This is a genomic window from Vogesella sp., from assembly GCF_046297735.1.
Classification (GTDB): Bacteria; Pseudomonadota; Gammaproteobacteria; order Burkholderiales; family Chromobacteriaceae; genus Vogesella; species Vogesella urethralis.
Genome location: NZ_JBKBHK010000003.1, coordinates 73,142 through 96,817 on the forward strand (window position 1 = coordinate 73,142; position 23,676 = coordinate 96,817).

24 protein-coding genes and 1 tRNA gene are annotated in these 23,676 nt (G+C 59.7%); 8 read left to right on the forward strand and 17 right to left on the reverse strand.

Annotated elements, in window-relative coordinates:
- Window positions 1-81 precede the first annotated feature (81 nt).
- The 3 genes from ACK4FZ_RS04815 to ACK4FZ_RS04825 form a co-directional block, all read right to left on the reverse strand.
- A complete protein-coding gene (locus ACK4FZ_RS04815; RefSeq protein ID WP_409818512.1) occupies window positions 82-1,866 on the reverse strand; it encodes an acyl-CoA dehydrogenase C-terminal domain-containing protein in 1,785 nt (594 codons plus the stop codon).
- 180 nt (window positions 1,867-2,046) lie between these two features.
- Entirely contained in the window at window positions 2,047-2,979 is a 933-nt protein-coding gene (locus tag ACK4FZ_RS04820) for an electron transfer flavoprotein subunit alpha/FixB family protein (protein ID WP_144372974.1), read from the reverse strand.
- A 3-nt stretch (window positions 2,980-2,982) separates the two neighbouring features.
- Window positions 2,983-3,732 carry an electron transfer flavoprotein subunit beta/FixA family protein gene (locus ACK4FZ_RS04825; RefSeq protein WP_144372975.1) on the reverse strand — a complete coding sequence of 250 codons (750 nt, stop codon included), beginning with the start codon at window positions 3,730-3,732 and terminating at the stop codon, window positions 2,983-2,985.
- 300 nt (window positions 3,733-4,032) lie between these two features.
- Between ACK4FZ_RS04825 and ACK4FZ_RS04830 the strand changes: the two genes are divergently transcribed.
- Both ACK4FZ_RS04830 and ACK4FZ_RS04835 read left to right on the forward strand, forming a co-directional pair.
- Window positions 4,033-4,452, forward strand: a complete 420-nt coding sequence (locus ACK4FZ_RS04830; protein ID WP_409818513.1) for a MaoC family dehydratase — start codon at window positions 4,033-4,035, stop codon at window positions 4,450-4,452.
- Window positions 4,452-4,910: a GNAT family N-acetyltransferase gene (locus tag ACK4FZ_RS04835; RefSeq protein WP_409818515.1), complete on the forward strand. Its 459-nt coding sequence runs from the start codon at window positions 4,452-4,454 to the stop codon at window positions 4,908-4,910. Before ACK4FZ_RS04830 ends, ACK4FZ_RS04835 begins: the two co-directional genes overlap by 1 nt.
- A 50-nt stretch (window positions 4,911-4,960) precedes the next feature.
- Here ACK4FZ_RS04835 and queG read toward each other — a convergent pair whose 3' ends face one another.
- Window positions 4,961-6,001: a tRNA epoxyqueuosine(34) reductase QueG gene (gene queG / locus ACK4FZ_RS04840; protein WP_409818516.1), complete on the reverse strand. Its 1,041-nt coding sequence runs from the start codon at window positions 5,999-6,001 to the stop codon at window positions 4,961-4,963.
- A 43-nt stretch (window positions 6,002-6,044) separates the two neighbouring features.
- On the opposite strand from queG, the gene tsaE reads away from it, so the two are divergent.
- On the forward strand, window positions 6,045-6,530 hold the full coding sequence (gene tsaE / locus ACK4FZ_RS04845) for a tRNA (adenosine(37)-N6)-threonylcarbamoyltransferase complex ATPase subunit type 1 TsaE (RefSeq protein ID WP_409818877.1): 486 nt from the start codon (window positions 6,045-6,047) through the stop codon (window positions 6,528-6,530).
- Window positions 6,491-7,729, forward strand: coding sequence for an N-acetylmuramoyl-L-alanine amidase (locus tag ACK4FZ_RS04850; RefSeq protein ID WP_409818517.1), 1,239 nt, complete (start codon window positions 6,491-6,493; stop codon window positions 7,727-7,729). The genes tsaE and ACK4FZ_RS04850 overlap by 40 nt, the downstream gene beginning before the upstream one ends.
- Window positions 7,730-7,804: 75 nt before the next feature.
- Here ACK4FZ_RS04850 and yacG read toward each other — a convergent pair whose 3' ends face one another.
- The 7 genes from yacG to ACK4FZ_RS04885 all read right to left on the reverse strand — a co-directional run bounded on the left by yacG (window position 7,805) and on the right by ACK4FZ_RS04885 (window position 14,301).
- A complete protein-coding gene (yacG, locus tag ACK4FZ_RS04855) occupies window positions 7,805-7,993 on the reverse strand; it encodes a DNA gyrase inhibitor YacG (RefSeq protein ID WP_409818518.1) in 189 nt (62 codons plus the stop codon).
- 2 nt (window positions 7,994-7,995) lie between these two features.
- Window positions 7,996-8,712: a cell division protein ZapD gene (gene zapD, locus ACK4FZ_RS04860; protein ID WP_409818519.1), complete on the reverse strand. Its 717-nt coding sequence runs from the start codon at window positions 8,710-8,712 to the stop codon at window positions 7,996-7,998.
- A gap of 65 nt (window positions 8,713-8,777) precedes the next feature.
- Window positions 8,778-9,395, reverse strand: coding sequence for a dephospho-CoA kinase (gene coaE, locus ACK4FZ_RS04865; protein ID WP_409818520.1), 618 nt, complete (start codon window positions 9,393-9,395; stop codon window positions 8,778-8,780).
- Window positions 9,388-10,242 (reverse strand): prepilin peptidase, encoded by an 855-nt coding sequence (locus tag ACK4FZ_RS04870; RefSeq protein ID WP_409818521.1) that lies wholly within the window; start codon window positions 10,240-10,242, stop codon window positions 9,388-9,390. The genes coaE and ACK4FZ_RS04870 overlap by 8 nt, the downstream gene beginning before the upstream one ends.
- On the reverse strand, window positions 10,242-11,459 hold the full coding sequence (locus ACK4FZ_RS04875) for a type II secretion system F family protein (RefSeq protein ID WP_409818522.1): 1,218 nt from the start codon (window positions 11,457-11,459) through the stop codon (window positions 10,242-10,244). The genes ACK4FZ_RS04870 and ACK4FZ_RS04875 overlap by 1 nt, the downstream gene beginning before the upstream one ends.
- Window positions 11,460-11,476: 17 nt before the next feature.
- The gene (pilB, locus tag ACK4FZ_RS04880) at window positions 11,477-13,189 is read right to left on the reverse strand and encodes a type IV-A pilus assembly ATPase PilB (protein ID WP_409818523.1); all 1,713 of its coding nucleotides are present in this window, start codon (window positions 13,187-13,189) and stop codon (window positions 11,477-11,479) included.
- A 155-nt stretch (window positions 13,190-13,344) separates the two neighbouring features.
- A complete protein-coding gene (locus ACK4FZ_RS04885; protein ID WP_409818524.1) occupies window positions 13,345-14,301 on the reverse strand; it encodes a porin in 957 nt (318 codons plus the stop codon).
- Window positions 14,302-14,599: 298 nt separating this feature from the next.
- Between ACK4FZ_RS04885 and ACK4FZ_RS04890 the strand changes: the two genes are divergently transcribed.
- Window positions 14,600-16,009 carry a cryptochrome/photolyase family protein gene (locus tag ACK4FZ_RS04890; protein ID WP_409818525.1) on the forward strand — a complete coding sequence of 470 codons (1,410 nt, stop codon included), beginning with the start codon at window positions 14,600-14,602 and terminating at the stop codon, window positions 16,007-16,009.
- A 103-nt stretch (window positions 16,010-16,112) separates the two neighbouring features.
- Here the strand turns inward: ACK4FZ_RS04890 and ACK4FZ_RS04895 are convergent, their stop codons facing one another.
- Both ACK4FZ_RS04895 and ACK4FZ_RS04900 read right to left on the reverse strand, forming a co-directional pair.
- A complete protein-coding gene (locus ACK4FZ_RS04895) occupies window positions 16,113-16,493 on the reverse strand; it encodes a ComEA family DNA-binding protein (protein WP_409818527.1) in 381 nt (126 codons plus the stop codon).
- Window positions 16,494-16,560: 67 nt separating this feature from the next.
- The gene (locus ACK4FZ_RS04900; RefSeq protein ID WP_409818528.1) at window positions 16,561-17,379 is read right to left on the reverse strand and encodes an inner membrane protein YpjD; all 819 of its coding nucleotides are present in this window, start codon (window positions 17,377-17,379) and stop codon (window positions 16,561-16,563) included.
- Window positions 17,380-17,482: 103 nt separating this feature from the next.
- On the opposite strand from ACK4FZ_RS04900, the gene ffh reads away from it, so the two are divergent.
- The 3 genes from ffh (at window position 17,483) to purB (ending at window position 21,233) form a co-directional block, all read left to right on the forward strand.
- Window positions 17,483-18,838, forward strand: a complete 1,356-nt coding sequence (ffh, locus tag ACK4FZ_RS04905; protein WP_409818530.1) for a signal recognition particle protein — start codon at window positions 17,483-17,485, stop codon at window positions 18,836-18,838.
- A gap of 55 nt (window positions 18,839-18,893) precedes the next feature.
- On the forward strand, window positions 18,894-19,793 hold the full coding sequence (locus tag ACK4FZ_RS04910; protein WP_409818531.1) for a RimK family alpha-L-glutamate ligase: 900 nt from the start codon (window positions 18,894-18,896) through the stop codon (window positions 19,791-19,793).
- 69 nt (window positions 19,794-19,862) lie between these two features.
- Window positions 19,863-21,233, forward strand: a complete 1,371-nt coding sequence (purB, locus tag ACK4FZ_RS04915) for an adenylosuccinate lyase (protein WP_144373031.1) — start codon at window positions 19,863-19,865, stop codon at window positions 21,231-21,233.
- A gap of 144 nt (window positions 21,234-21,377) precedes the next feature.
- Here the strand turns inward: purB and ACK4FZ_RS04920 are convergent.
- The 4 genes from ACK4FZ_RS04920 to ACK4FZ_RS04935 form a co-directional block, all read right to left on the reverse strand.
- A tRNA-Met gene (locus ACK4FZ_RS04920) sits at window positions 21,378-21,454 on the reverse strand.
- A 56-nt stretch (window positions 21,455-21,510) separates the two neighbouring features.
- Complete coding sequence (locus ACK4FZ_RS04925; protein WP_409818532.1) at window positions 21,511-22,329, reverse strand: undecaprenyl-diphosphate phosphatase; 819 nt, start codon at window positions 22,327-22,329, stop codon at window positions 21,511-21,513.
- 68 nt (window positions 22,330-22,397) lie between these two features.
- Window positions 22,398-23,003 (reverse strand): thiol:disulfide interchange protein DsbA/DsbL, encoded by a 606-nt coding sequence (locus ACK4FZ_RS04930; protein ID WP_409818533.1) that lies wholly within the window; start codon window positions 23,001-23,003, stop codon window positions 22,398-22,400.
- Between the two features lie 15 nt (window positions 23,004-23,018).
- Entirely contained in the window at window positions 23,019-23,636 is a 618-nt protein-coding gene (locus tag ACK4FZ_RS04935; RefSeq protein ID WP_409818534.1) for an SPOR domain-containing protein, read from the reverse strand.
- Window positions 23,637-23,676: the final 40 nt, after the last annotated feature.

Sequence of the window (23,676 nt, forward strand, 5' to 3'; positions counted from 1 at the left end):
TGCGCTCGATAGTAATCGACCATGAAAAAGCCCCGCCGGCAAACGGCGGGGCGGTGTTGGTGACGGTGTGGCTGTCGCGGCTTAGAACAGGGCCTCGTCCAGCGCCAGCACGCTATCGGCGCCATGCAGGATGGCCGCGGCCAGACCGCCGGTTTGCGGCAGCAGGTGCTCGGCGTAGAAACGGGCGGTCACTTGCTTGGCGGCCAGGAAATCGGTATCGGCGTCTTCCTCGCCCTGCTGTGCTTTGGCGATCAGCGCGGCACGGCCCATCATCCAGCCGCCCAGCGTGATACCCATCAGCTTCAGGAACGGTACCGAACCCGCAGCGGCCAACTGGGGCTGGCTGCCGAAGGTGCCGACGATGAAATCAACGCAACGCTCGGCGTCTTTCGCCGCCGCTTCCAAGTTGGCCGCGATGCTGTCGAAGCCGGCTGCGGCCAGCTTGGCCACGGTGCTGCGTACTTCTTCCAGCAGCCAGCGTGCGGTGGCGCCGTTTTCACTGGCGGTTTTACGGCCGATCAGGTCCAGCGCCTGGATGCCGGTGGTGCCTTCGTAGATGGCGGTAATGCGCGCGTCGCGGCAGTACTGCGCTACGCCGGTTTCCTCGATGTAGCCCATGCCGCCGTGGATCTGCATGCCCAGGCTGGTGATTTCGTTGGCCTGCTCGGTGTTCCAGCCTTTGACGATCGGGATCAGGAAGTTCACCAGCGCCTGGTTGCGCGCGGCTTCGCTGGCCACCGGGTGGCGGGCAGCGCGGTCGAGCGCGGCGGCAGCGTAAAAGGCCAGTGCGCGCTGCGCTTCGATCTGGGCGCGCATGGTCATCAGCATGCGGCGTACGTCCGGGTGGCGGATGATGGCCACACCGGCCGGGTCCGGGCTGCCGACGGCGCGGCTTTGCACGCGGTCGCGGGCGTATTCCACTGCCTTCTGGTAGGCACGTTCGGACACCGCCATGCCTTCGATGCCCACGCCCAGACGGGCGTGGTTCATCATGGTGAACATATAGCCCAGACCCTTGTTCGCCTCGCCCACCAGGTAGCCGATGGCGCCGCCTTCGTCACCGAAGCTCATCACGGCGGTGGGGCTGCCGTGGATGCCCAGTTTGTGTTCCAGCGACACGCAGCGCACGTCGTTACGTTCCCCCAGGCTGCCGTCGGCATTCACCAGGAACTTGGGCACGATGAACAGCGAGATGCCTTTCACGCCCGCCGGGGCGTCGGGCAGACGGGCCAGCACCAGGTGGACAATGTTGTCCGCCATGTCGTGCTCGCCCCAGGTAATGAAGATTTTCTGGCCGCTGATCTTGTAGCTGCCATCGCCTACTGGGATGGCCTTGCTGCGTACCTGGGCCAGGTCGGAGCCGGCTTGCGGCTCGGTCAGGTTCATGGTGCCGGTCCACTCGCCGGTAGACATGCGCGGCAGGTAGACGGCTTTCAGTTCTTCGGAGGCGTGATGGTTGATGGCCTCGATGGCGCCCAGCGTCAGCATCGGCGCCAGCGAAAACGCCAGGTTGGCCGAGCACCACATTTCCTCTGCGGCCAACGCCACCAGCGCCGGCAGCCCTTGGCCACCGAATTCGGCCGGGGCACGCAGACCCACCCAGCCGGCTTCCACGTACTGCTGCCACGCTTCCTTGAAGCCTTCGGCGGCGGTAACGGTAAAGTCCGGCGACCACTTGGCGCCCTTGTCGCCCTGCTTGTTGATCGGGGCCAGCACGCCTTCGGCGAACTTGGCGCCTTCTTCCAGAATGGCGTCGACCAGCTCGACCGAGCAGTCTTCGTAGCCGGGCAGGCTGCACACGGCCGGCAGCTCGGCCAGCTCGTTCAGGGCAAAACGGATTTCCTTGGCGGGGGCCTTGTAGATCATGAGATTACTCCTCGATTAACTCGTCATCGTGCAAAAAAACCGGCAACCGATCCGGCTGATGGCAAGCCCGCGCTGCAAGCAGCGCGTATTTCCCCAGACGAACCGGTACACCGGTTTTCTTGTGTGGCGTGGCACCGTAGCGCCACGCCTTGTTTTATTGATACAGCTTGCTACGGCGTCTTACTTGGACAGCTCGGCCATCAGTTCCGGCACCACGGTGAACAGGTCACCCACAATGCCGTAGTCGGCGATCTGGAAGATCGGCGCTTCTTCGTCCTTGTTGATCGCCACGATCACCTTGGAGTCTTTCATGCCGGCCAGGTGCTGGATGGCACCGGAGATGCCCACCGCCACGTACAGCTGCGGGGCCACCACTTTGCCGGTCTGGCCAACCTGGTAGTCGTTCGGCGCGTAGCCGGCGTCAACCGCAGCGCGCGAGGCACCCACGGCCGCGCCCAGCTTGTCGGCCAGCGGCTCGATCACGGCTTTGAACTGTTCTTCGGAGCCCAGCGCGCGACCACCGGACACGATGATCTTGGCAGCGCCCAGTTCCGGACGGTCGGACTTGGTCAGTTCCTGGCCCACGAAAGCAGACAGCGCGGCGTCGGCAGCGGCGGCCACGCTTTCCACGTTGGCCGCACCGCCTTGTGCCGCCGCTTCGAAAGCGGTGGTACGCACGGTGATGACCTTGATCGCGTCGGCGGACTGTACGGTAGCCAGCACGTTACCGGCGTAGACCGGGCGGACGAAGGTGTCAGCAGACTCGACAGCGATGATGTCGGAGATCTGGGCTACGTCCAGCAGCGCGGCCACGCGCGGCAGCAGGTTCTTGCCGTAGGAGGTAGCCGGGGCCAGCACGTGGCTGTAACCACGGGCCAGGTCCACCACCAGCGGCGCCAGGTTTTCGGCCAGGCCGTGGGCGTAGGCGGCGTTGTCGGCCAGCAGTACCTTGGCCACACCGGCGACTGCCTTGGCGGCATCGGCAGCGGCAGCGGCGTTGTGGCCGGCTACCAGCACGTGTACCTCGCCAAGCTTGGCAGCGGCGGTAACGGTATTGAGGGTGCCTGCTTTCAGGCTCTGGTTGTCGTGTTCAGCGATAACGAGAATAGCCATGGCTTACAGCACCTTTGCGTCGTTTTTCAGTTTGGCTACCAGCTCGGCGGCATTGGCAACCTTGATACCGGCGGAGCGCTTGGCAGGCTCGGCCACTTTCAGGGTTTTCAGACGCGGGGTCACGTCCACGCCCAGGTCGGCCGGGGTGGTTTTGTCCAGCGGCTTTTTCTTGGCGGCCATGATGTTCGGCAGCTTGACGTAGCGCGGCTCGTTCAGGCGCAGGTCGGTGGTCACCACCGCCGGCAGACGCAGCTTGACGGTTTCCAGACCGCCGTCCACTTCGCGGGTCACGTCCACGGTTTCGGCGGACAGGTCCACTTTCGACGCGAAGGTGCCCTGACCCCAGCCCAGCAGCGCGGCAGCCATCTGGCCGGTCTGGTTGGCGTCGTCATCGATCGCCTGTTTGCCCACGATCAGCAGCTGCGGCTGCTCTTTGTCGGCAACGGCTTTCAGCAGTTTGGCTACTGCCAGCGGCTGCAGCTCGGCGTCGGTTTCCACCAGAATGGCGCGGTCGGCACCCATGGCCAGTGCGGTGCGCAGGGTTTCCTCGCACTGCTTCACGCCCATGGACACGGCGACGATCTCGGTGATCTTGCCGGCTTCTTTCAGACGCACCGCCTCTTCCACGGCGATCTCGTCGAACGGGTTCATCGACATCTTGACGTTGGCCACATCCACGTCGGTGCCATCGGCCTTGACGCGTACTTTCACGTTGTAATCGACAACGCGTTTCACAGCGACTAGAGCTTTCATATTCCTCCAGCAGACTCTTCAGGTTTCAACGACTCGCCCCGAGCGGGCAGCGGTTGCATTGTAGCGCGCCGCCAAGTCAAACGAGCGTTTAATTGGTAAACTGACCACAAAAAAAACATGCAGTACAACAGGGGTGTGCAGATATTACGCCATTTCCCCGCAATTTGCATTTGGGGCAAAGCGTGTCAGAATGCAGCGCAACATTGAGCATGTCATAAGCAGAAAAACAGGCAGGAACACCTTGAAAGTGGCGCCGGCGCTGGGCTGGCGTTGCATACCGCCTTCCGCAAAGGAGTTGTGATGACAGTCTATTTCGAAGACATCCAGATCGGCGATTCCGCCGAGTACGCCAAAACCATTACCGAAGCCGATATCCTGATGTTCAGCGCCGTATCCGGCGACGATAACCCGGTACACATCAACCAGGAATACGCCGAAAGCTCGATGTTCCAGAGCCGCATCGCGCACGGCATGCTCACCGCCAGCCTGATCTCCACCGTGGTCGGCACCCGCCTGCCGGGCAATGGCACCATCTACCTGTCGCAATCCACCAAATTCAAAGCCCCGGTCAAGATCGGCGAAACCGTCACCGCCCGCGTCACCGTCACCGAGCTGGACCCGGCCAAAAAGCGCGTGAAGTTTGCCACCGCCTGCCTGGTAAAAGGCAAAGTGGTGCTGGAAGGCGAATCGCTGGTGATTGCCCCGTCGCGCCCGGCCTGATGACCGCGCTGGACATCGTGCCGCTGTGCGACGACAGCGGGCACGTCCTGCGCGCCGACCTGGCCGATGCCTTGTGTGTGCTGCATCGGCAATTGCGACCGATGCTGCCGGACAACGGCGCCGCCTACCTGGCCAAGATGCAGCGTGTCTGCCACTACGGCGCGCGCCTGGTGGCAGCGCTGGACAGTGACGGGCGGCCGGTCGGCATGGCGCTGTACCGGGTGTACGAAAATACCTACGAGGACCTGCGTCTGTACGTGGACGACCTGGTCAGCGACGAGGCCGCCCGCTCGCAAGGCGTGGGCAGCCAGCTGCTAGCGTGGTGCGAGGCGCAAGCGCGCACGGCCGGTTGCCGCTTCATCGTGCTGGATTCCGGCACCTGGCGCACGCAGGCGCACAAGCTGTACTTCCGCCTGGGCTTCAGCATTACGTCGTTTCACTTCACCAAGCCGCTGTAAGCGCCGCAAGGCCCGTCACCGCCTGAAGCTTGGCCCGCTGCGGCCAACCTTCAGGCTTTTTGTTGCTGTTGCTGCAAGGCCCAGGCTACCGATTCGCGCACGATGTCGGCCGTATCGTCGGCCCTGCCCTGCAACGCCTGGACAACCTCGGCGCTGTACGGTGCATTGCCCAGCGCAATGGCAATATTGGACAGCCACTTGGCGTAGCCGATGCGATAAATGGGGCTGCCCGCCATGCGCTGCTGGAAGTCCTGCTCACCCCAGGCAAACAGCGCCAGCAGGCTGACGTCGTCCAGGCCGTGTCGCACGGCAAAGTCGGCCTCGCGGCTGGGCACCACGAAACGGTTCCACGGGCACACCAGCTGGCAATCGTCGCAACCGTAGATACGGTTGCCGATCAGCGGGCGCATCGGTTCGGGGATGGCGCTTTTAAGCTCGATGGTGAGGTAAGAAATGCAGCGCCGCGCGTCTACCGTGTACGGCGCCACGATGGCGCCGGTGGGACAGGCCTCGATGCAGCGCGTGCAGCGTCCACAATGGCCGTCTTCGGCCTCGTCTTCCGGCAACGGCAGGTTGGTGAGGATCTCGCCCAGAAAGAATAGCGACCCCTGCTTCTTGTTCAGCAATAGCGTGTGCTTGCCGCGCCAGCCCTGCCCGGCTTGCGCCGCCAGCGCCACCTCGGCCAGCGGTGCGCTATCGGTAAACACGCGGAACTGGTGCCCCGGTACCGCGGCACTGATCTGCTCCGCCAGCTTCTGCAGCCGGTTGCGCAGCACTTTGTGATAGTCGCGCCCCAAGGCGTAGCGCGAAATGTAGGCCTGCTGCGGTCGCGTCAGCACCTGCTCGGCGTCGGCGGCGGCTTCAGGCCAATAATGCATGCGCAGGCTGATGACGCGCAGCGTGCCGGGCACCAGCTCCGCCGGGCGCACCCGCAGTGCACCATGACGCGCCATGTAGTCCATCTCGCCGTGGTAAGCTGCGGCCAACCACGTTGCCAGTTGCTGTTCGGCTTCTGGCGGCAGCTCGGCGCGGGTGATACGCGCCTCGGCAAAGCCCAGATCCTGCGCCCAGCGCTTGATTTGGCCTGCCAAATCGCGATAATTCTCGTTTTTACAGGATATTTCACTCATGGCCATGGATGATACCAGTGTCGCAAGCGGCCACCTGGCCGACGAAGCCGCCACCCTGCAACTGGGTTCCCGCATCGCCAGCGTACTGCGCGGCGGCGTACAGTTGCAGCTGCACGGCGACCTGGGCGCCGGTAAGACCACCTTTACCCGTGGCCTGCTGCAAGGCCTGGGGCACCAGGGGCGCGTAAAAAGCCCCACTTACACCCTGGTGGAAAGCTATCCGCTGCCGATATTCAGTGTGCACCACTTTGACTTGTACCGCTTCAACGACCCGGAAGAATGGTACGACGCCGGCTTTGCCGATTATTTTGCCGACGATACCGTCTGTATCATCGAATGGCCAAACAAGGCCACCGGCGTACTGCCGGCGCCCGATCTGGTACTGGAACTTGACGTGGCAGGCGATGGTCGCAATTACCGCCTTCATGCCCACAGTGAAACAGGACAAGCATGTCTCAACCGCTTCATGACCCACTGCGCCGCAAGCTGATCGGCGCCGCAGCGGCTACCTTTCTGCTGACCGTCAGCCGCGCCGGCCTTGCCGCCGGCAGCCAGGTGGTGGCAGTACGCGTGTGGCCGTCGTCCACCTACACGCGGCTGACCATCGAGGCCAGCAGCGAAATCCGCTACAAGCACTTTAGCCTGGCCAATCCCAACCGGCTGGTAATCGACCTGGAAGACGTGCAGCTTACCGGGGTGCTGCAGGATGTCAGCGGCCAGATCCAGTCGGCCGACCCGTTTATCCGCACCGCGCGCGCCGGCCAGTTCAACGCCAGTACCGTGCGCCTGGTACTGGACCTGCGCAATGAAGTAAAACCGCAGATCTTCTCGCTGAAGCCGGTCGCCGAGTATCAGCACCGGCTGGTAGTGGACCTGTACCCGGCCAACGGCCCACAGGATGACCCACTGCTGGCGCTGCTGCAGGATTACAACAAGGGCCAGCTGGATAACAATGCGCCACGCGGCAACAAGGGCAAGGCCGACCCTGGCAGGCCTGTGGTGATCATGATCGACCCCGGTCACGGCGGCGAAGACCCCGGCGCCATCGGCCCCAGCGGCACGCGCGAGAAAGACGTGGTGCTGCGCATTAGTCGCCAGCTGAAGAAGCTGATCGATGCCGAAAAGAACATGAAGGCTTACCTCACCCGCGACGAAGACGTGTTCCTGCCGCTAGGCGTGCGGGTAGCCAAGGCGCGCAAGATCGGCGCCGATCTGTTCATTTCGGTACACGCCGACGCGGTAGAAAACCGTACCGCTCGTGGCTCGTCGGTGTTTGCGCTGTCCGAAAACGGCGCCACCAGTACCATGGCGCGCATGCTGGCCAAATCGCAAAACGATGCCGACATGATTGGCGGCGTGAAGATTGCCGGCAAAGACCGCTATCTGGCGCATACCCTGTTCGACCTGACGCAGACTGCCACCATTAACGACAGCCTGAAACTGGGCAAGGCGGTGCTGGGCAAAATGGGCGAGCTGAACAAGCTGCACAAACCCAAGGTAGAACAAGCTGGCTTTGCCGTGCTGAAGGCGCCGGATATTCCGTCCATTCTGGTGGAAACGGCCTTCATCAGCCATCCGGAAGAAGAACGCAAGCTGGTCGACCCGGCGTTCCAGCAGGATATGGCCGAGGCCATCCTCGCTGGCGTACGCAGCTACTTTGCCCAAGGTGCGGTCATCGCCCGCACCTGACCCTGCTTGCGGCCAACCTTGCGGCCAAACAAAAAGCGCTGCCCTGGCAGCGCTTTTTTCGTGGGCAATACCCTGCTAGAGAGAATCCAGCTCGCGCATCGGGTCGTCGCCCGACACCGGCACACGGTACTCCTCATTGGCCCACTGGCCAAGGTCGATCAGGCGGCAGCGTTCGCTGCAGAACGGGCGGTACGGGCTTTGCGTGCCCCAAGGTACCGCAGTCTTGCACTGCGGACAGGGCACGATACGGGGAGTCGTAGTCATGGTCAGAACTTGCAGTAGGTCAGCGAGAAATCCACATCTTCGTCCACCTGGCGGGCACGTACCTCGCCAGTGGCCGCGTGGATGAAGCGCACATTGATCGCATACTTGTTGGCCGATACTTCAGGCACCAGCTGCAGGGCGTTGTCGAAACCGACGCGTATCAGCTGCACCACCTTGCCGCCGGACATCTGCTGAAACGCACCTCGGCGGGCGGTGTACTGATAGGTCTTGCCGCTGTCGCGCAGCAGCTTGAGCAGGATGTTGGCCGCAGAGGCAGTAGGCATCAATGGTGCGGCCCAGCGTTGCAGGTCGGCCCGACGCTGTTCACTGTCCCGCTGCAACCACAGGTGATAGGACGGCAAATCAAACTGGCAGGTACCGCCGGGAATGACGGCACGCTGCTTGATGGTCATCAGCCATTCGTTTTCACGCAGGTGCTGGCCGAACTTGCCGGTAATGTCGAGCAGGCTGGCCATAGTGCGCTCAATGTCATCGAGCTGCTGTTCCAGCACCTCTTGCTGCACCACCGGGTTGTCACGCAGACTTTCCAGCCCCAGCTTCTGCCGCTCCAGCTCCTGCAGCAAATCGGACTTCAGCTCGGTACGGCCCGCAGCCTCCAATACCTCGAACAGCGCCATCAGTGCCGCATGGTGGGCATAGGTTTCGTCCTGCCCGATGAAAAACACCAGACGCTGGTAGACCTGCTCCAGGCGGAGCAAGGTTCGCGTACGTTCGACAAGGGGAAACTCGAAACTGGTCACAGCGGCGGTCCGTGGTTGAAATGTCATGCCGGCGCGGCAAGGCCAAAGCAGGCTAGATAATAACGGTGTTTGGCGTCGACTTGAAGCGCCAATGCATCGAGATCGGCGTCGTTGCTGATCACGTCGTCAGCCAGCAATAAACGCTGCTCGCGCGGCATCTGCGCCGCAATGATGGCGCTAACTTGCGGCGCAGGCAGGCCATTGCGTGCCATCACCCTGGCGATCTGGGTTTCCGTCGGACAATCTACCACCAGCGTTCGTGCCACCAGATCGCGGTAACGTGCACTTTCGAACAGCAAAGGTACCGCCAGTAAACGGTAAGGGGCGTCCAGTGCGGCCAACTGGCGCAGGCTTTCCTGATGGATAAGCGGGTGCAGAATGGCTTCCAGCTGCTGCCGTGCGGCGGGCTGCGCAAACACCAGCGCGCGCATGGCGGCACGGTCCAGCGCGCCGTCTTGCTGGCGCATGGCGGGGCCAAACGCCGCCACAATGGCCGGCATGGCAGCGCCGTCTGGCGCGGTGAGCTGGTGCGAGACGGTATCGGTATCGATGCAGGGAATGCCATGCCCGGCGAACAGGCGGGCCACCGCGCTCTTGCCGCTGCCGATGCCGCCGGTCAGGCCAACAATCGGGCTAGCCACCCAGATACCAAGCCACAATGGGCTTGCCCCACACAAAGGCGATCATGCCAGCCGCCGCCAGGTACGGGCCGAACGGCATGGTCTGACCGGCGCGATGGCGCTGCAGCGCCATCATGGTCACGCCACATACGGCACCTACCAGCGACGATAGCAGAATCACCAGCGGCAGCAAGCTCCAGCCCAGCCAGGCGCCCAATGCGGCCAACAGTTTGAAGTCGCCGTAGCCCATGCCTTCCTTGCCGGTGGCCAGCTTGAACAGCCAGTAGATCGACCATAGCGACAAATAGCCCACCATAGCCCCGGCTACGGCATCGGCCAGCGGCACGGTCACACCTAACAGACTAAAAAACAGGCCGGCCCATAGTAGCAGCAAGGTCAGGTCGTCTGGCAGCAGCTGGGTCTGGGCGTCAATCAGCGCCATTGCCAACAGCAGCAAACAAAACACACTGGCGGCCAACCACGGCAGCCCCAAGCCCAGCTGCCAGGCAAACCCGCCCAGCAACAAGCCGGATACCAGCTCTACTAGCGGGTAACGCCAGGCGATGGCACCGCCACAGCTGGCGCACTTGCCACGCTGCAGCAAGAAACTGAATACAGGGATGTTCTGCCAGGCGCGGATCGGCGCCTGGCAATGTACGCAGGCAGAAGGCGGGTACAGCAGGTCGTAACGGGCTGGCACCTCGGGCGTTTGCCCTTGCAGCACGGCGCACTCCTGTTGCCACTGTCGTTCCAGCATCAAGGGCAAGCGATGAATGACAACATTCAGAAAGCTGCCAAACAGCAAACCCAGCAGCACCGCGATGGCGGTTTGCCACAGCAAGGGCAACAATTGCAGGTTTTCCAACATCAGCCCACCACCTGACCCATCTTGAAAATCGGCATGTACATGGCCACCACCAGGCCGCCGATCAGCACCCCCAGAATCACCATGATCATCGGTTCCAGCAGGCTCGACAGCGCCGCTACCGCGTTGTCTACCTCTTCTTCGTAAAAGTCGGCCACCTTGTCCAGCATGTCGTCCAGCGCACCGGACTCTTCGCCGATAGACGTCATTTGCAACACCATATTGGGGAACAGGTTGCTGCGTTGCATGGAGAAGTTCAGCGTAGAACCGGCGCTAACGTCGGCCTGGATGATTTTGGTAGCGTCGGCGTACACCTGGTTACCGGCAGCACCAGCCACCGAGTCCAATGCCTCTACCAACGGCACCCCGGCAGTAAACAGCGTCGACAAGGTACGCGACCAGCGCGCGATGGTCGCTTTGCGGACGATGTCGCCAATGACTGGCATACGTAACAACAAGCGGTCCATGCCTACCTGCATAGAAGGTGAACGCTTGTAGGCGGCCGCTACCCCCCAGATGGCTCCACCGATGCCACCAAAAATGATCCACCAGTACTCGACAAACAGGTCAGATAGCCAGATCACCATTTGCGTCGGGGCCGGCAGGTCGGCACCAAAGCTGGAGAACAACTCTTTGAACGCCGGTATCACGTAAATCAGGATGACCGCAGTAATGACAAAGGCGGTCACGATGATGGCTGCCGGGTAAATCATCGCCGATTTGATCTTGCCCTTGATGGCGATGATCTTTTCTTTGTAAGTGGCCAACTTGTCCAGCAGCGAATCCAGTACGCCACCAGTCTCACCGGCAGCAATCAGGTTGCAGAACAGGCTGTCGAAATACAGCGGGTATTTGCGGAAAGCATCGGCCAGGTTGCTACCGGTCTCTACCTCGGAACGCACATCGAGCAGGATCTTGGTAAAAGCGGCATTGCTGTGGCCTTTGGCACTGATATCGAACGCCTGAAGCAGCGGCACACCTGCTTTCATCATGGTGGCCAGTTGCCGGGTAAACAAGGCAACGTCGCGCTCGGTAATGCGCTTGCCAAAACCAACCCGCTTTTTGCTGATCTTGGTGGCGTTAACGCCCTGACGCCGCAGCTGCGCCTTGGCAACGGTTTCCGACTCGGCACGGATCTCGCCACGCATCATCTTGCCGGTCTTATCCTTGCCTTCCCAGCTCCAGATGGCGGCACTGGGTTTCTTCAACGCTTCAGCCATGCTCTGCCTGCTTCCTGTTATTCATTGGTGACGGCTTCAATTTCGGTGAGCGAGGTAAGACCACGCTTCACCTTGATCAGCCCGGCGTGGCGCAGATCGATCATGCCTTCACGACGAGCCAGATCGGCAATGTCTACCGCATTACCATCTGACATGATCAAACGCACCATGGCATCGGTAATGGGCATGACCTCGTAAATGCCGGTACGCCCTTTGTAGCCAGAGCCACGACACTCGTCACACCCTACCGGACCGTACGGCTGCCAGCTGCCATCCAGCTCTTCTTCGGTAAAGCCGGCACGAAGCAGCGCCTCGCGCGGGATGTCCACCGGTGCCTTGCAATGCGGACACAGCTTGCGGGCCAGACGCTGTGCCATGATCAGCAACACCGAGCTGGCAATATTGAACGGCGCCACTCCCATGTTCAGCAAGCGAGTCAGGGTAGCCGGTGCATTATTGGTATGCAAGGTGGAAAACACCATATGGCCGGTTTGCGCCGCCTTGATGGAAATGTCGGCCGTTTCGTAGTCGCGAATCTCCCCCACCATGATCACGTCCGGATCCTGACGCAAGAAGGAGCGCAAGGCGGAGGCAAAGGTGAGACCGGCACGCTCGTTGACGTTAACCTGGTTGATGCCGGGCAAGTTAATCTCCACCGGGTCTTCGGCAGTAGAGATATTGGTATCGGGCTTGTTCAGGATATTCAGGCAGGTGTATAGCGATACAGTCTTACCGCTACCGGTAGGGCCCGTGACCAACACCATGCCGTAAGGACGGGCGATGGCACGCAACAGCAGCGCCTTCTGCTCCGGCTCGAAGCCCAGCTGCTCGATATCCAGCGTGGCTGCTGACGCATCGAGAATACGCATCACGATTTTCTCGCCAAACAGCGTGGGCAGCGTGCTGACCCGGAAATCCACGGCTTTGGTGCTGGATATCTTGAGTTTCAAGCGGCCATCCTGCGGCACGCGCTTTTCCGAGATATCCATTCTGGACACCACCTTGATGCGTGAGGCGATTTTTTCCTTGATCGCCAACGGCGGCTGCACAATCTCTTTTAAATTGCCATCAATACGATAGCGTACGCGATAGAAGCGCTCATAAGGCTCGAAGTGGATATCGGAAGCACCGCCATTGATGGCATCCAGCAATACCTTGTTGACGAACTTCACCACCGGCGCATCATCGACGTCCGGCATGCCGTCTGGCACCGACTCCGTGTCGGGGTCGGCGATTTCCAGTTCGCCAAACTCGTCGGCAGCCATACTGTTGAATGCCGCCACAGCCGCATTTTCGGAATAGCGGCCAACCAGCTTGCCTAGTTTGTCGTCTTCAACTACCACCACATCCAGCGTCAAGCCGGTCTTGAAGGTGATGGCATGAAAAGCTGCGGACTGAGTGGGGTCGGAAGTACCAACAAACAACCTGCTACCCCGTTTGAATAGCGGTAATAGACGTTTGCCGACCAGCAGCTCCTCGTCGATGACATTCTTGGGCAAGCTATCGGGGCTGATGGCCGCCAGGTCCAGCAAGGGTAAGCCGAACATGGTGGACGCAAACCTGGCTATCTGCAGCGGAGTGAGCTTCTTGCTCAGCACCAGCTGTTCGACAAACGAGATATTGGACGCCTGCGCCTGCCGCTGAATGCTTTCAGCATCCTGCACCAGCAGGTGTTCGCTCTGCACCAGGGCACGACCCAGACCGGAAATCGAAGCAGCATCCATACGCATCAATACTTGAAAGTGAGTTAAGCCGATTATACGGCTGAAACAGCCATTTGATGAGCTGCCATCTCTTACTTTAATGCAAAGAATATACAGGCAAGGCAATAAAAAAAGGCTGCCGAAGCAGCCTTTTTTACAGTCAAACCGTTTGCAAGAAACGATTAGAACTTGGTACCCAGATAAACGGTAGCGGTGCGCAGCGAACCTTCGCCAGCAGCATCGTAGTTCGCTTTGGCAAACTCAACACCGGTACGGGTGCGTTTGGACAGAGCGTATTCAACGCCAACTGCGAAAGCTTTGTGGCCATCGTTAGCAGTTACGCCGTTGGTTTTGGAATCGCCTTCGCGCCAGTAGCCGAACTTCGGAGTAACGTTACCCATTGCGTAGGAAGCAGCTACACCCCAGCCTTTAACTTTAGTGTTAGAAGCTTCGCTCTTACCGCTAGCAAAACCAGCTTGCAGGGTCAGAGCGTCCAGAGTTACGGAACCGTTCAGCTCATGAATTTTGAGTTTCTTACCCTGAGCGTTCTCTTTTTCAGCAGCGGTATCGTAGGAAACGGCAAAGTTGCCTGCTTCGTAGGAAAGGCTTACAGCATCAGCGTAGAACTTAGCGTTTTCGTTGGCTTGGTTGGAGCCAAAGGAGTGCTGAACGGTTGCAGTAAAGCCGGCCAGATTAGGCGACTTGTAGGATACAGTGTTGTTGAAACGAGTACCCTGGTCGTAAATGGCAGATTCGAAGGTAGCGCTGTTGTTTTCGAAGATAGCCATAGCGCCGGAATTCGGCATCAGGTAGATGTTACCCGCTGTAACACGACCAAAAGAGCCGTCCAGACCTACGTAAGAGTCGCGACCGGCCCACAGGTTGTCACGGGCATTGTTGGACTGGTCAGCCAGGTTGATACGGCTGGCGATCTGCCAAACAGCTTTCAGGCCGTTGCCCAGATCATCAGAACCAGCAAACTTGATTTCGCCGTTAGTGCGGTTCTCAGTGGTCAGCGAACCAGCACCAGTTGCCTTGGTGTTCACAATACCAACAGCCAGGTTACCGGAGATGGTAACGTCAGCCATAGCAGCAGCCGGCAGCGCAGCCAGAGTAGCCAGAACGATCAGCTTCTTCATGTGTGTTCCTTTCGAGGTCATGTACACTGCCCGATTAGGTAGCCGGCGCGTTTTAAACGCCGGGCGGGCTGTCTTGCACCGCCATGGAACTGGCGGTATCTGGAGTGGACTATAAATGCACCGTTGCAAAAATACAAAGGTTTGCTGCGGTTTTTTTGGTCTCTGAAGTTTGTATACAACAGCAATGATAAATACAAGTTGCTGTTTTTATTGAAAAAAAACACAAACTCACGAGTTGCGAGCACACCACACTTCTGAAGCCAACTTTACCTCTGTTGCAAATTGAGCACACCCGATCATGACTACTACCAACGCAAGCCTGCTGTGGTTTCGGCGTGATTTACGCCTTTTCGATAACACTGCCTTGATGGAAGCGGCTGCTGCAGGCGGCCGCCTGTTCGCCGTCTTCATATTTGATCGCGCCATCCTGCAGCACCTGCCAGCCGACGATGCCCGACTGCCGTTCATTCACCATGCCGTGGCGGAGCTGAAAGCCGGCTTGCAGGCCAGAGGCGGAGATTTGCTGATACTGCATGACGAGGCAGCCAGCGCCATTCCGGCCCTGGCTACCGCGCTGGGTTGCCAACGCGTCTATGCCAACCGTGATTACGAACCCTACGCGCGCCAGCGCGACGCCGCGGTTGCCGCATCACTGGAAAGGCAAGGGGCAGAGCTGGTGCTGTGCAAAGATCAGGTGGTGTTCGAATGCAGCCAGTTGCTCACCGGACAAGGCAAGCCGTATACGGTGTTCACACCCTATATGCGCGCTTGGCGCAAGGCCTTTCACCCGCAGTTGGCCACACCGCTGGGCGAACCGGCACCGGCACAGTGGCAGCCTGCGCCGGCAGCGCATCGCGCCTTGCCCCCCCTGGCAGCGCTGGGCTTTCCGGCCAGCAGCATCACACCGGCAGCCAAACCAGGGCGGGAAGCCGGCCTGCAGCTACTGCAACGCTTCGCCCGCAAACTGCCGCACTATAAGACGCTGCGTGACTACCCTGGCGAGCCGGGGGTTTCCGGCTTGTCGGTACATTTGCGCTTCGGCACTGTTTCGGTACGCGAAGCCATGTCACTGGCACTATCACAACAAAATGAAGGGGCCGACTGCTGGCTGAACGAGCTGATCTGGCGCGAGTTTTATCAACAGCTACTGTGGCACTTTCCGGAGGCGGCAACGCAAAGCTTCAAACCCGAATACCGCCAGCTACAATTTACAGGCCTGGATAGCTGGTTCGACGCCTGGTGCGACGGGCGCACTGGCTACCCGATCGTCGACGCGGCCATGCGGCAATTGAACCAGACCGGTTATATGCACAACCGGCTGCGGATGATCGTGGCCAGCTTTCTGGTGAAAGACCTGCTCATCGACTGGCGCCGTGGCGAAGCTTACTTTGCTGCCAAGCTGATGGATTTCGACTTGGCGGCCAACAATGGCGGCTGGCAATGGGCGGCGTCTACCGGCTGCGATGCCCAGCCCTACTTCCGCATCTTCAACCCGGTTACCCAGTCGGAGAAATTTGACCCGGAAGGCCGCTTCATTCGCCGCTATCTGCCCGAGCTGGCCTGCCTGGACAACAAGGCCATTCACGCCCCTTGGCAGGCCAAGACATTGCCGCCGGGTTTCGTGCTGGGGCAAAACTACCCGGAACCGATTGTAGACCACGCCGTTCAACGACAGCAGGCACTGGCTTTGTTCGGCAAACAAGACTGATTGCAGTGATGCTGCAGGCTGTCAAATCAGTTTGCTGCCGGCCGTGGCAGCGGTGAAAAGAAAAAGCCCGGCGAACCGGGCGACAACGTGAACGGATGTGCAATCAGGGCTTGGGGGCTGCTGGCGGCGTAGTTGCCGGCTTGGCAGCGGCCTTGGCTTGCTTGGCAGCTTGCTGGGCGCCAGCCGGCGTAGTGGCTGTGGCAGCTGTAGCCTTGGCCGCCGCCTTGGTACTGGCACCGCTAAATGCCAGATCAGGCTTCAGTTTCTCGACTGTCTTTTCACCGATGCCCGGCACATTCACCAGATCGGCCGGCGATTTGAACGGGCCATTCTTGCTACGGTAATCGATGATGGCTTTGGCCTTCACCGGGCCAATGCCTTTCAAGGTTTCCAACTCTTGCTGACTGGCCGTATTGACGTTGACCGCGGCCAGCGCAGCAACCGATACCAGCATGGCGAACAGGGCAAATAACCATTTTTTCATAACCGCTCCTTATAAATAGGAAAACACGGCACGGGATGCCACGCCGCCAATCCAATATGCCAAATGCTCAGGCGCGGTGTAAAACAAACTCCAGTACAACCTTGCTACCGATATACCCAAAAAGTAACAGTGCAAAACCGGCCAGCGTCCAGCGTATGGCGAGGCGGCCACGCCAGCCATGCAGCTTGCGGCCAACCAGCAAGCTACCGAAGACCAGCCAGGACAAGATACCGAAGACTACCTTGTGACTGAGCGGTATGGCCTTGCCGAATACCTCCTCGGCAAAAAACACACCACTGATCAAGCTAAGCGTTAGCAGGATGAAGCCGGTACCTAGCGTCTGGAACATCAGGTTTTCCAGCACCAGCAGTGGCGGCATGCGGCGCGCCAGCGCAAAACGCTTTTGATGCAAGGCGTGTTCCTGCCACAGCATGAGAATGGCCAGCAAGGCACCGATAGCAAACAAGCTGTACGCCATCAGCGACACCAGCAGATGTAGCATGAAGCCGGGGCTGTCTACTGGGTAGAGCGTGTGCGGAATGGGCAAGACTTCAGCCATCAGGACACCCGCTGCGGCCAATGGCACCAGAAAAATCTGCAGCCCTTCCATGCGGGCAAAGTAGCTACCTGTCCAGAAGATCAGCAACATCAGCCAACTCAGCAGCGACAGCACCGACCCGACGCCCAGTCGCACCCCCCCGTCCTGCAGTACCGGCACGGTCAATACAGCGGCGTGCAGCAAGAGCAGCACACCGAGCAGGGAATGCTCGCGAAAGGCCTGGCGCTGCCACGATGCCACACCGCGCCAATGCGCCAGAAAATGCCAGGACAGGCCGGCATAACCGGCGGCCAGCAGGATCAGCAAAATCAACAGGAATCCGCTCATGGAATGTGGGAGCTCAACGAACCGGGACCGGGTCGTGGTAAAATGAACGATTACAGAAGTCTACACCAAGCCGCAGATGCTTGGCAGACCATAAGGATACCCCATGCTTGACAACCTTACCTCACGCCTCACCAGTGCGCTGAAAACCTTGCGCGGTCAGGCACGGATCACCGAATCGAATATCCAGGACGCGCTGCGTGAAGTACGCATGGCCTTGCTGGAAGCCGACGTGGCACTGCCCGTCGTCAAGACCTTCATCAGCCAGGTCAAAGAGCGTGCGCTGGGCCAGGAAGTGATGGGCAGCCTTACCCCTAGCCAGGCCCTGATCGGCGTCGTCAACGAAGAGCTGGTCAAACTGATGGGCGAGAAGAACGACGCCCTCAACCTGGCCGCGGTGCCGCCGGCCATCATCCTGATGGCCGGCCTGCAAGGTGCCGGTAAAACCACGACGGTCGGCAAGCTGTCCAAGCTGCTGAAAGACACGCAGAAGAAAAAGATTCTGGTGGTGTCTGCCGACGTGTACCGCCCGGCCGCCATCGAGCAACTGAAAATGCTGGCCGAACAGGTCGGCGTAGAGTGGTTCCCGTCGCAGGGCAACCAGAAACCGCTCGAGATTGCCCAAGCTGCGCTGGATTACGCCAAGCGTCATTTCTTTGACGTGCTGATGGTGGATACCGCCGGCCGCCTGGCCATCGACGAAGCGATGATGGCCGAAATCAAGGCACTGCACGCCTTCCTGAAACCGGTAGAAACCCTGTTTGTGGTGGATGCGATGCAGGGCCAGGACGCGGTCAACACCGCGCAGGCCTTCAACGAGGCGCTGCCACTGACCGGCGTGGTACTGACCAAGATGGATGGCGACTCGCGCGGCGGTGCGGCACTGTCGGTGCGTCACATCACCGGCAAGCCGATCAAGTTCATCGGTGTTGGCGAAAAGATCAACGGTCTGGAGCCGTTCCACCCCGACCGTCTGGCTAGCCGTATCCTGGGCATGGGTGACGTGCTGTCGCTGATCGAGGATGTGCAGAAGGGCATTGATCAGGAAGAAGCGGCCAAGATGGCCAAGAAGCTGAAGTCCGGCAAAGGTTTCGACCTGGAAGACTTCAAGGCCCAGATGCAGCAAATGAAGAAGATGGGCGGCATGACCAACCTGCTGGAAAAAATGCCCGGCGAAATTGGCCAACTGGCCAAAGGCGTACAGGGTGCCGAGGCCGAAAAGTCGATGCGACGCATCGAAGGCATCATCAACTCGATGACCATGGAAGAGCGTCGCAAGCCCGAGCTGATCAAAGCCAGCCGCAAGCGTCGCATTGCTGCCGGCTCCGGCGTCTCGGTGCAGGAAGTGAACCGCCTGCTGGCCCAGTTTGAACAGACGCAGAAAATGATGAAGGCGTTCTCCTCCAAGGGCGGCATCATGAAACTGATGAAGGGCATGAAAGGCATGCTGCCTGGAATGTAAGCTTGCAACGGGCGTCGTGTACGCCCGTTTTTCATGCGCCTTAGAAAGCTAACCGATGCAATTCGATATCGTCGTTCTTACCGACAACGCCCTGCTCGCCCTGGACGAGCAAGACTGGTACAGCCGCCAAGTCCACCTGGAAGATGGTCTAGTGGTAAGCGCCTTGGAGCAGCACGGGCTGAAGGTTGGCCGCAAGGATTGGGCCGAGCCCGGTTACGACTGGTCGCAATGTCGTGCCGCGGTATTCCGCACCACCTGGGATTACTTCCACCGCTTTGATGAATTCGCCCCATGGCTGGCACGCGTCAGCCACAGCACCCGCCTGTTCAACGAAGCCGCACTGATTCACTGGAACCTCGACAAGCACTATCTGGCCGATTTGCAACAAGCCGGTATCAATACCGTGCCCACCTGCTATATCGAAGTGGGCGATCGTCGCACCCTCGCCCAGGCCATTGCCGATAGTGGCTGGCACGACGTGATCCTGAAACCGGTGATCTCCGGCGCAGCCCGCCACACCTACCGCTTGCAAGCCGAGGATGCCGCCGCGCTGGAATGCACGTTTGCCGAGCTGGTACAACGCGAGGCACTGATGCTGCAGCCGTTCCAGCACGACATCCTTAGCCAGGGCGAGCTGTCGCTGATGGTGATTGATGGCCAGTACACGCACGCCATCCGCAAAACCGCCAAAGCCGGCGACTTCCGCGTGCAGGATGACCATGGCGGCACCGTGCATCGCTACGACGCCAGCGCCGAAGAAATCCGCTTTGCCGAAGCCGCCGTCGCGGCGGTGCCGTTCGACGTGCTGTATGCCCGGGTGGATATGGTGCGCGACAACCGCGGCCAACTGGCCATCATGGAACTGGAAATGATTGAACCCGAGCTGTTTTTCCGCTTCCAAGCGGAAGCAGCCAGCAAGTTGGCCGCCGGCATCGCCCGCCGCCTGCAAGCCTGAGTAATACGCCGATTTCTTTTTGAAGCAACCGGCCAGCCCCGCTGGCCAGCAACCTGGAAGCACTGAGTGATGAATCTGACCACGCTGACCGCCCTCTCCCCGCTCGATGGCCGCTACTCCGGCCAGGCCGAACCGCTGCGCGCCACCTTCTCCGAATACGGCCTGATGAAAGCCCGTATCAAGGTAGAACTGGAATGGCTGAAAATGCTGGCCGCCGAACCGGGCATCGAGGAAGTGAAGCCGTTCTCCGACGCCACCATCCGCGAAATCGACGACGTGATCGCCAATTTCTCCGTTCAGCACGGCGAAGAAGTGAAAGCCATCGAAGCGCGCACCAACCATGACGTGAAAGCCATCGAGTACTGGCTGAAAGAGCGTCTGTCCGGCAACCCGGAAGTGATGGCCGCCAGCGAATTCATCCACTTTGCCTGCACTTCGGAAGACATCAACAACCTCAGCCACGCGCTGATGCTGAAAACCGCACGCAACACCGTGATGTTGCCAGCGGTAGACGAAGTCATCACCAAACTGAGCCAGCTGGCGCACGAACTGGCGGCCGTACCGATGATGTGTCGCACCCACGGCCAACCTGCCACCCCGTCCACCATGGGCAAAGAGCTGGCCAACGTGGTGTACCGCCTGAAGCGCCAACGCGAGCAGCTGGTGAAGCAGGAGCTGCTGGGCAAGATCAACGGCGCGGTAGGTAACTACAACGCCCACATCGTGGCCTACCCGAACGTGGACTGGGAAAGCCTGGCAGGGCGTTTTGTCAGCGGCCTGGGCCTGACTTTCAACCCGTACACCATCCAGATCGAGCCACACGACTACATGGCCGAGCTGTACCAGACACTGACCCGCATCAACACCATCCTGATTGATCTGGACCGCGACATCTGGGGTTACATCTCGCTGGGCTACTTCAAGCAGAAAGTGAAGAAGGACGAAGTGGGCAGCTCCACCATGCCGCACAAGGTCAACCCGATCGACTTCGAAAACTCGGAAGGCAACTTCGGCCTGGCCAACGCCATCCTGCAGCACCTGGCTGAAAAACTGCCGGTGTCCCGCTGGCAGCGCGACCTGACCGACTCCACCGTGCTACGCAACATGGGCGTGGGTTTCGGTTACTCGCTGCTGGGCTTCAAGGCGCTGATGAAAGGCCTGAACAAGCTGGAAATCAACCCGGCCATGCTGGCCAGCGATCTGGACGCTACCTGGGAACTGCTGGCCGAGCCCATCCAGACCGTGATGCGCCGTTACGGTGTGCCCAACCCGTACGAGCAGCTGAAAGAGCTGACGCGCGGCAAGGATGGCGTAACCCGCGAGACCCTGGCCGCCTTCATCAAGGGCCTGGAGATTCCGGAAGCCGAAAAAGTACGCCTGCTGGCCCTGAGCCCGGATAGCTACCTGGGCAAAGCCGAAGAACTGGCGCGCCGCATCTGAACCTGCACCCTAGCAAACAAAAAAGCCACCGCGAGGTGGCTTTTTTATTGAACAGACTTCGGGCTCACCAAAGTGGACACGAGTGCACAAGAATGGTGCAAACAAAAAAGCCTCGCTTGAAAGCGAGGCTTTTTCATCGAAACTTGGTTGCGGGAGCAGGATTCGAACCTACGACCTTCGGGTTATGAGCCCGACGAGCTACCAGACTGCTCCATCCCGCGACAGAGAGAACGCATAATAGATCACCCAGCCGCTGGTGTCAAGCTTTTTATACGTGTTATACGTGCCACGCTACCCAGCCAAAATACCATGTTGCAAGAATCACCAGACCAAACACAATCCGATACCAGGCAAAGATCTCGTAAGTATGGTTGGCCACAAACTTCACCAGCGTACGTACCGCCAGCAAGGCGCTGAGAAAGGCAGCAATGAAGCCGACAGCAAACATCGGGAAATCTGCCAGCGACAATAAATCACGGTGCTTGTACAAGTCGTACACCGTGGCGGCAAACATGGTGGGCACAGCCAGAAAGAAGGAGAACTCGGCAGCCACCTTACGATCCAGACCAATGAACATGCCACCAATAATGGTAGCGCCGGAACGCGAGGTTCCGGGAATCATCGCCACCACCTGAGCCAAGCCAACTTTCAGCGCATCCAGCGGCTGAATGTCATCCACATCATGCACCCGGGCAGTACGCGGGCGACGCTCTGCGTACAGGATGATGAGACCACCAATAATGAGCGCAGTGGCCACACTGATGGGATTGAACAGATAGAGTTTGATCTGCTTGATGAACAGCAGGCCCATGATGGCCGCCGGTAAAAAGGCAATCAGCAGGTTGGCCGCAAAACGCTGTGCCTTACGGTCATGGCCGATACCGGTAGCCAGTGCGATGAAACGATCGCGATACTGAAACAATACCGCCAGGATGGCACCGAACTGGATGGCAATCTCGAACACCTTGCCATCGTTCTGGAAATTGATCAGATCGCCAACCACGATCAGGTGGCCGGTACTGGATACCGGCAGGAATTCGGTCATCCCCTCGACAATGCCAAGCAACAGTGCCTTGGCCAACAGCAGGTAATCCACGGTAATCCTTTGATGAAGTACAAACAGACAGGCCGCACCGGAGTGCGGCCCGCAAGCAGTAGCAACGCTTACTTGCCGCGTGCCTTGACGATCAGTTCGTTCACTACCTGCAGCAGCCGTGCCGGCTCGGCAGCCATGGTAGCGTACTTGCCAGCCACCACAATGGTAGGCGTGCCCTGAATGGCGTAGTCACGGGTCATTTTGTCGGCACGGGCAACCTGGGCATTGATACCAAACGATTTATAGGTCTGCATGAATGACGTCACGTTCACACCCGGCTGACTGGCCAGCCAGCTACGCAAGGTAGCCTCATCGGCGAGATTAACCTTCTTTTCCACCATGGCGTGCAATGCCGGGGCATGCAGTTTGTCGAGCGTGCGTGTGGCATTGATGGTGGCGTACAGCCTTGCCAGCGGCTCCATCTGCTTGCCCCACACGATCTGCTCGCGGCGGAAGCTTACGTCTGCAGGCAATTTTTTGGCCCAAGTGGCCAGTACCGGCTCCAGATGCATGCAGTGCACGCAGTGGTAGGAAAAGAACTCGATCACTTCCACCTTGCCGGGCGTGGCTACCGGCTGTGGTTTGGACAGCACGGTATAATCCTTACCCTCTACGATGGCCGCTTGGGCCAGGCCGGAAACAGCAAACATCAAAGCGAACAACCACTTCTTCATGAGTCGACTTTCGTATTATTTGGGAGGTAATTTGACAACGGAGGCGTCAACGCCGTCCTGACGCAAGCGAGCCTTAAGCGCGTCGACATCTTCTTGGCGTTCAAACGGGCCGATACGGACTCGGTGCATCAACCCCTTGTCCGGCAGCGACAGCGACTGGATCTTGGCTTCTACCCCCATCAGGGCGAGCTTGGCTTTCATATTGTCAGCATCGCTTTCAGACTGGAAAGCCCCCACCTGCAGGAACAAGCGCGGCGCTCCCACCGGGGCAGTATCCGCCGCTTTAGCATCTTGAGGTATCGCCTCTTGCTGGCCAGGAAGGATCTTGTAGAAGTCGAATCGTTCCCCATCGGCATCCGCCGGTGCCGGTGGTATCGGCTTCGGCTTGGCAGGCACCGGTGCTGATGCCGGCGCAGCCTGTACCACTACCGGCACAACCACCGGCGGCGTCGGGGTCATGGTGGCAAGCTTGCTACCAGGCTCCAATAACTCGGCAGCCGGCAACGACGCCTCTTGCTTACCTTGCAACCTTTCCAGATTGCTGAACGGAGTACTAGCACGGTTAAGGTACATCGTCATGCCGACTGCAATGCCGACACCGACAATCAGACCTACGATGATACCGGTCATCATGCCGCCACCACTGCGCTTTGCAGGCGGGTTGCTGCGGCTG

Excerpts from the sequence above, each read along its gene's own strand:
- ffh (WP_409818530.1), top strand. The coding sequence starts at position 17,483 with ATGCTTGACAACCTTACCTCACGCCTCACCAGTGCGCTGAAAACCTTG.
- pilB (WP_409818523.1), bottom strand. The coding sequence starts at position 13,189 with ATGCGTATGGATGCTGCTTCGATTTCCGGTCTGGGTCGTGCCCTGGTG.
- ACK4FZ_RS04875 (WP_409818522.1), bottom strand. The coding sequence starts at position 11,459 with ATGGCTGAAGCGTTGAAGAAACCCAGTGCCGCCATCTGGAGCTGGGAA.
- ACK4FZ_RS04870 (WP_409818521.1), bottom strand. The coding sequence starts at position 10,242 with ATGTTGGAAAACCTGCAATTGTTGCCCTTGCTGTGGCAAACCGCCATC.
- yacG (WP_409818518.1), bottom strand. The coding sequence starts at position 7,993 with ATGACTACGACTCCCCGTATCGTGCCCTGTCCGCAGTGCAAGACTGCG.
- ACK4FZ_RS04850 (WP_409818517.1), top strand. The coding sequence starts at position 6,491 with ATGTCTCAACCGCTTCATGACCCACTGCGCCGCAAGCTGATCGGCGCC.
- ACK4FZ_RS04890 (WP_409818525.1), top strand. The coding sequence starts at position 14,600 with ATGACTACTACCAACGCAAGCCTGCTGTGGTTTCGGCGTGATTTACGC.
- ACK4FZ_RS04930 (WP_409818533.1), bottom strand. The coding sequence starts at position 23,003 with ATGAAGAAGTGGTTGTTCGCTTTGATGTTTGCTGTTTCCGGCCTGGCC.
- ACK4FZ_RS04900 (WP_409818528.1), bottom strand. The coding sequence starts at position 17,379 with ATGAGCGGATTCCTGTTGATTTTGCTGATCCTGCTGGCCGCCGGTTAT.
- ACK4FZ_RS04825 (WP_144372975.1), bottom strand. The coding sequence starts at position 3,732 with ATGAAAGCTCTAGTCGCTGTGAAACGCGTTGTCGATTACAACGTGAAA.
- ACK4FZ_RS04815 (WP_409818512.1), bottom strand. The coding sequence starts at position 1,866 with ATGATCTACAAGGCCCCCGCCAAGGAAATCCGTTTTGCCCTGAACGAG.
- ACK4FZ_RS04830 (WP_409818513.1), top strand. The coding sequence starts at position 4,033 with ATGACAGTCTATTTCGAAGACATCCAGATCGGCGATTCCGCCGAGTAC.
- ACK4FZ_RS04895 (WP_409818527.1), bottom strand. The coding sequence starts at position 16,493 with ATGAAAAAATGGTTATTTGCCCTGTTCGCCATGCTGGTATCGGTTGCT.
- ACK4FZ_RS04885 (WP_409818524.1), bottom strand. The coding sequence starts at position 14,301 with ATGAAGAAGCTGATCGTTCTGGCTACTCTGGCTGCGCTGCCGGCTGCT.
- purB (WP_144373031.1), top strand. The coding sequence starts at position 19,863 with ATGAATCTGACCACGCTGACCGCCCTCTCCCCGCTCGATGGCCGCTAC.
- tsaE (WP_409818877.1), top strand. The coding sequence starts at position 6,045 with ATGGATGATACCAGTGTCGCAAGCGGCCACCTGGCCGACGAAGCCGCC.
- ACK4FZ_RS04820 (WP_144372974.1), bottom strand. The coding sequence starts at position 2,979 with ATGGCTATTCTCGTTATCGCTGAACACGACAACCAGAGCCTGAAAGCA.
- ACK4FZ_RS04910 (WP_409818531.1), top strand. The coding sequence starts at position 18,894 with ATGCAATTCGATATCGTCGTTCTTACCGACAACGCCCTGCTCGCCCTG.
- ACK4FZ_RS04835 (WP_409818515.1), top strand. The coding sequence starts at position 4,452 with ATGACCGCGCTGGACATCGTGCCGCTGTGCGACGACAGCGGGCACGTC.
- ACK4FZ_RS04935 (WP_409818534.1), bottom strand. The coding sequence starts at position 23,636 with ATGATGACCGGTATCATCGTAGGTCTGATTGTCGGTGTCGGCATTGCA.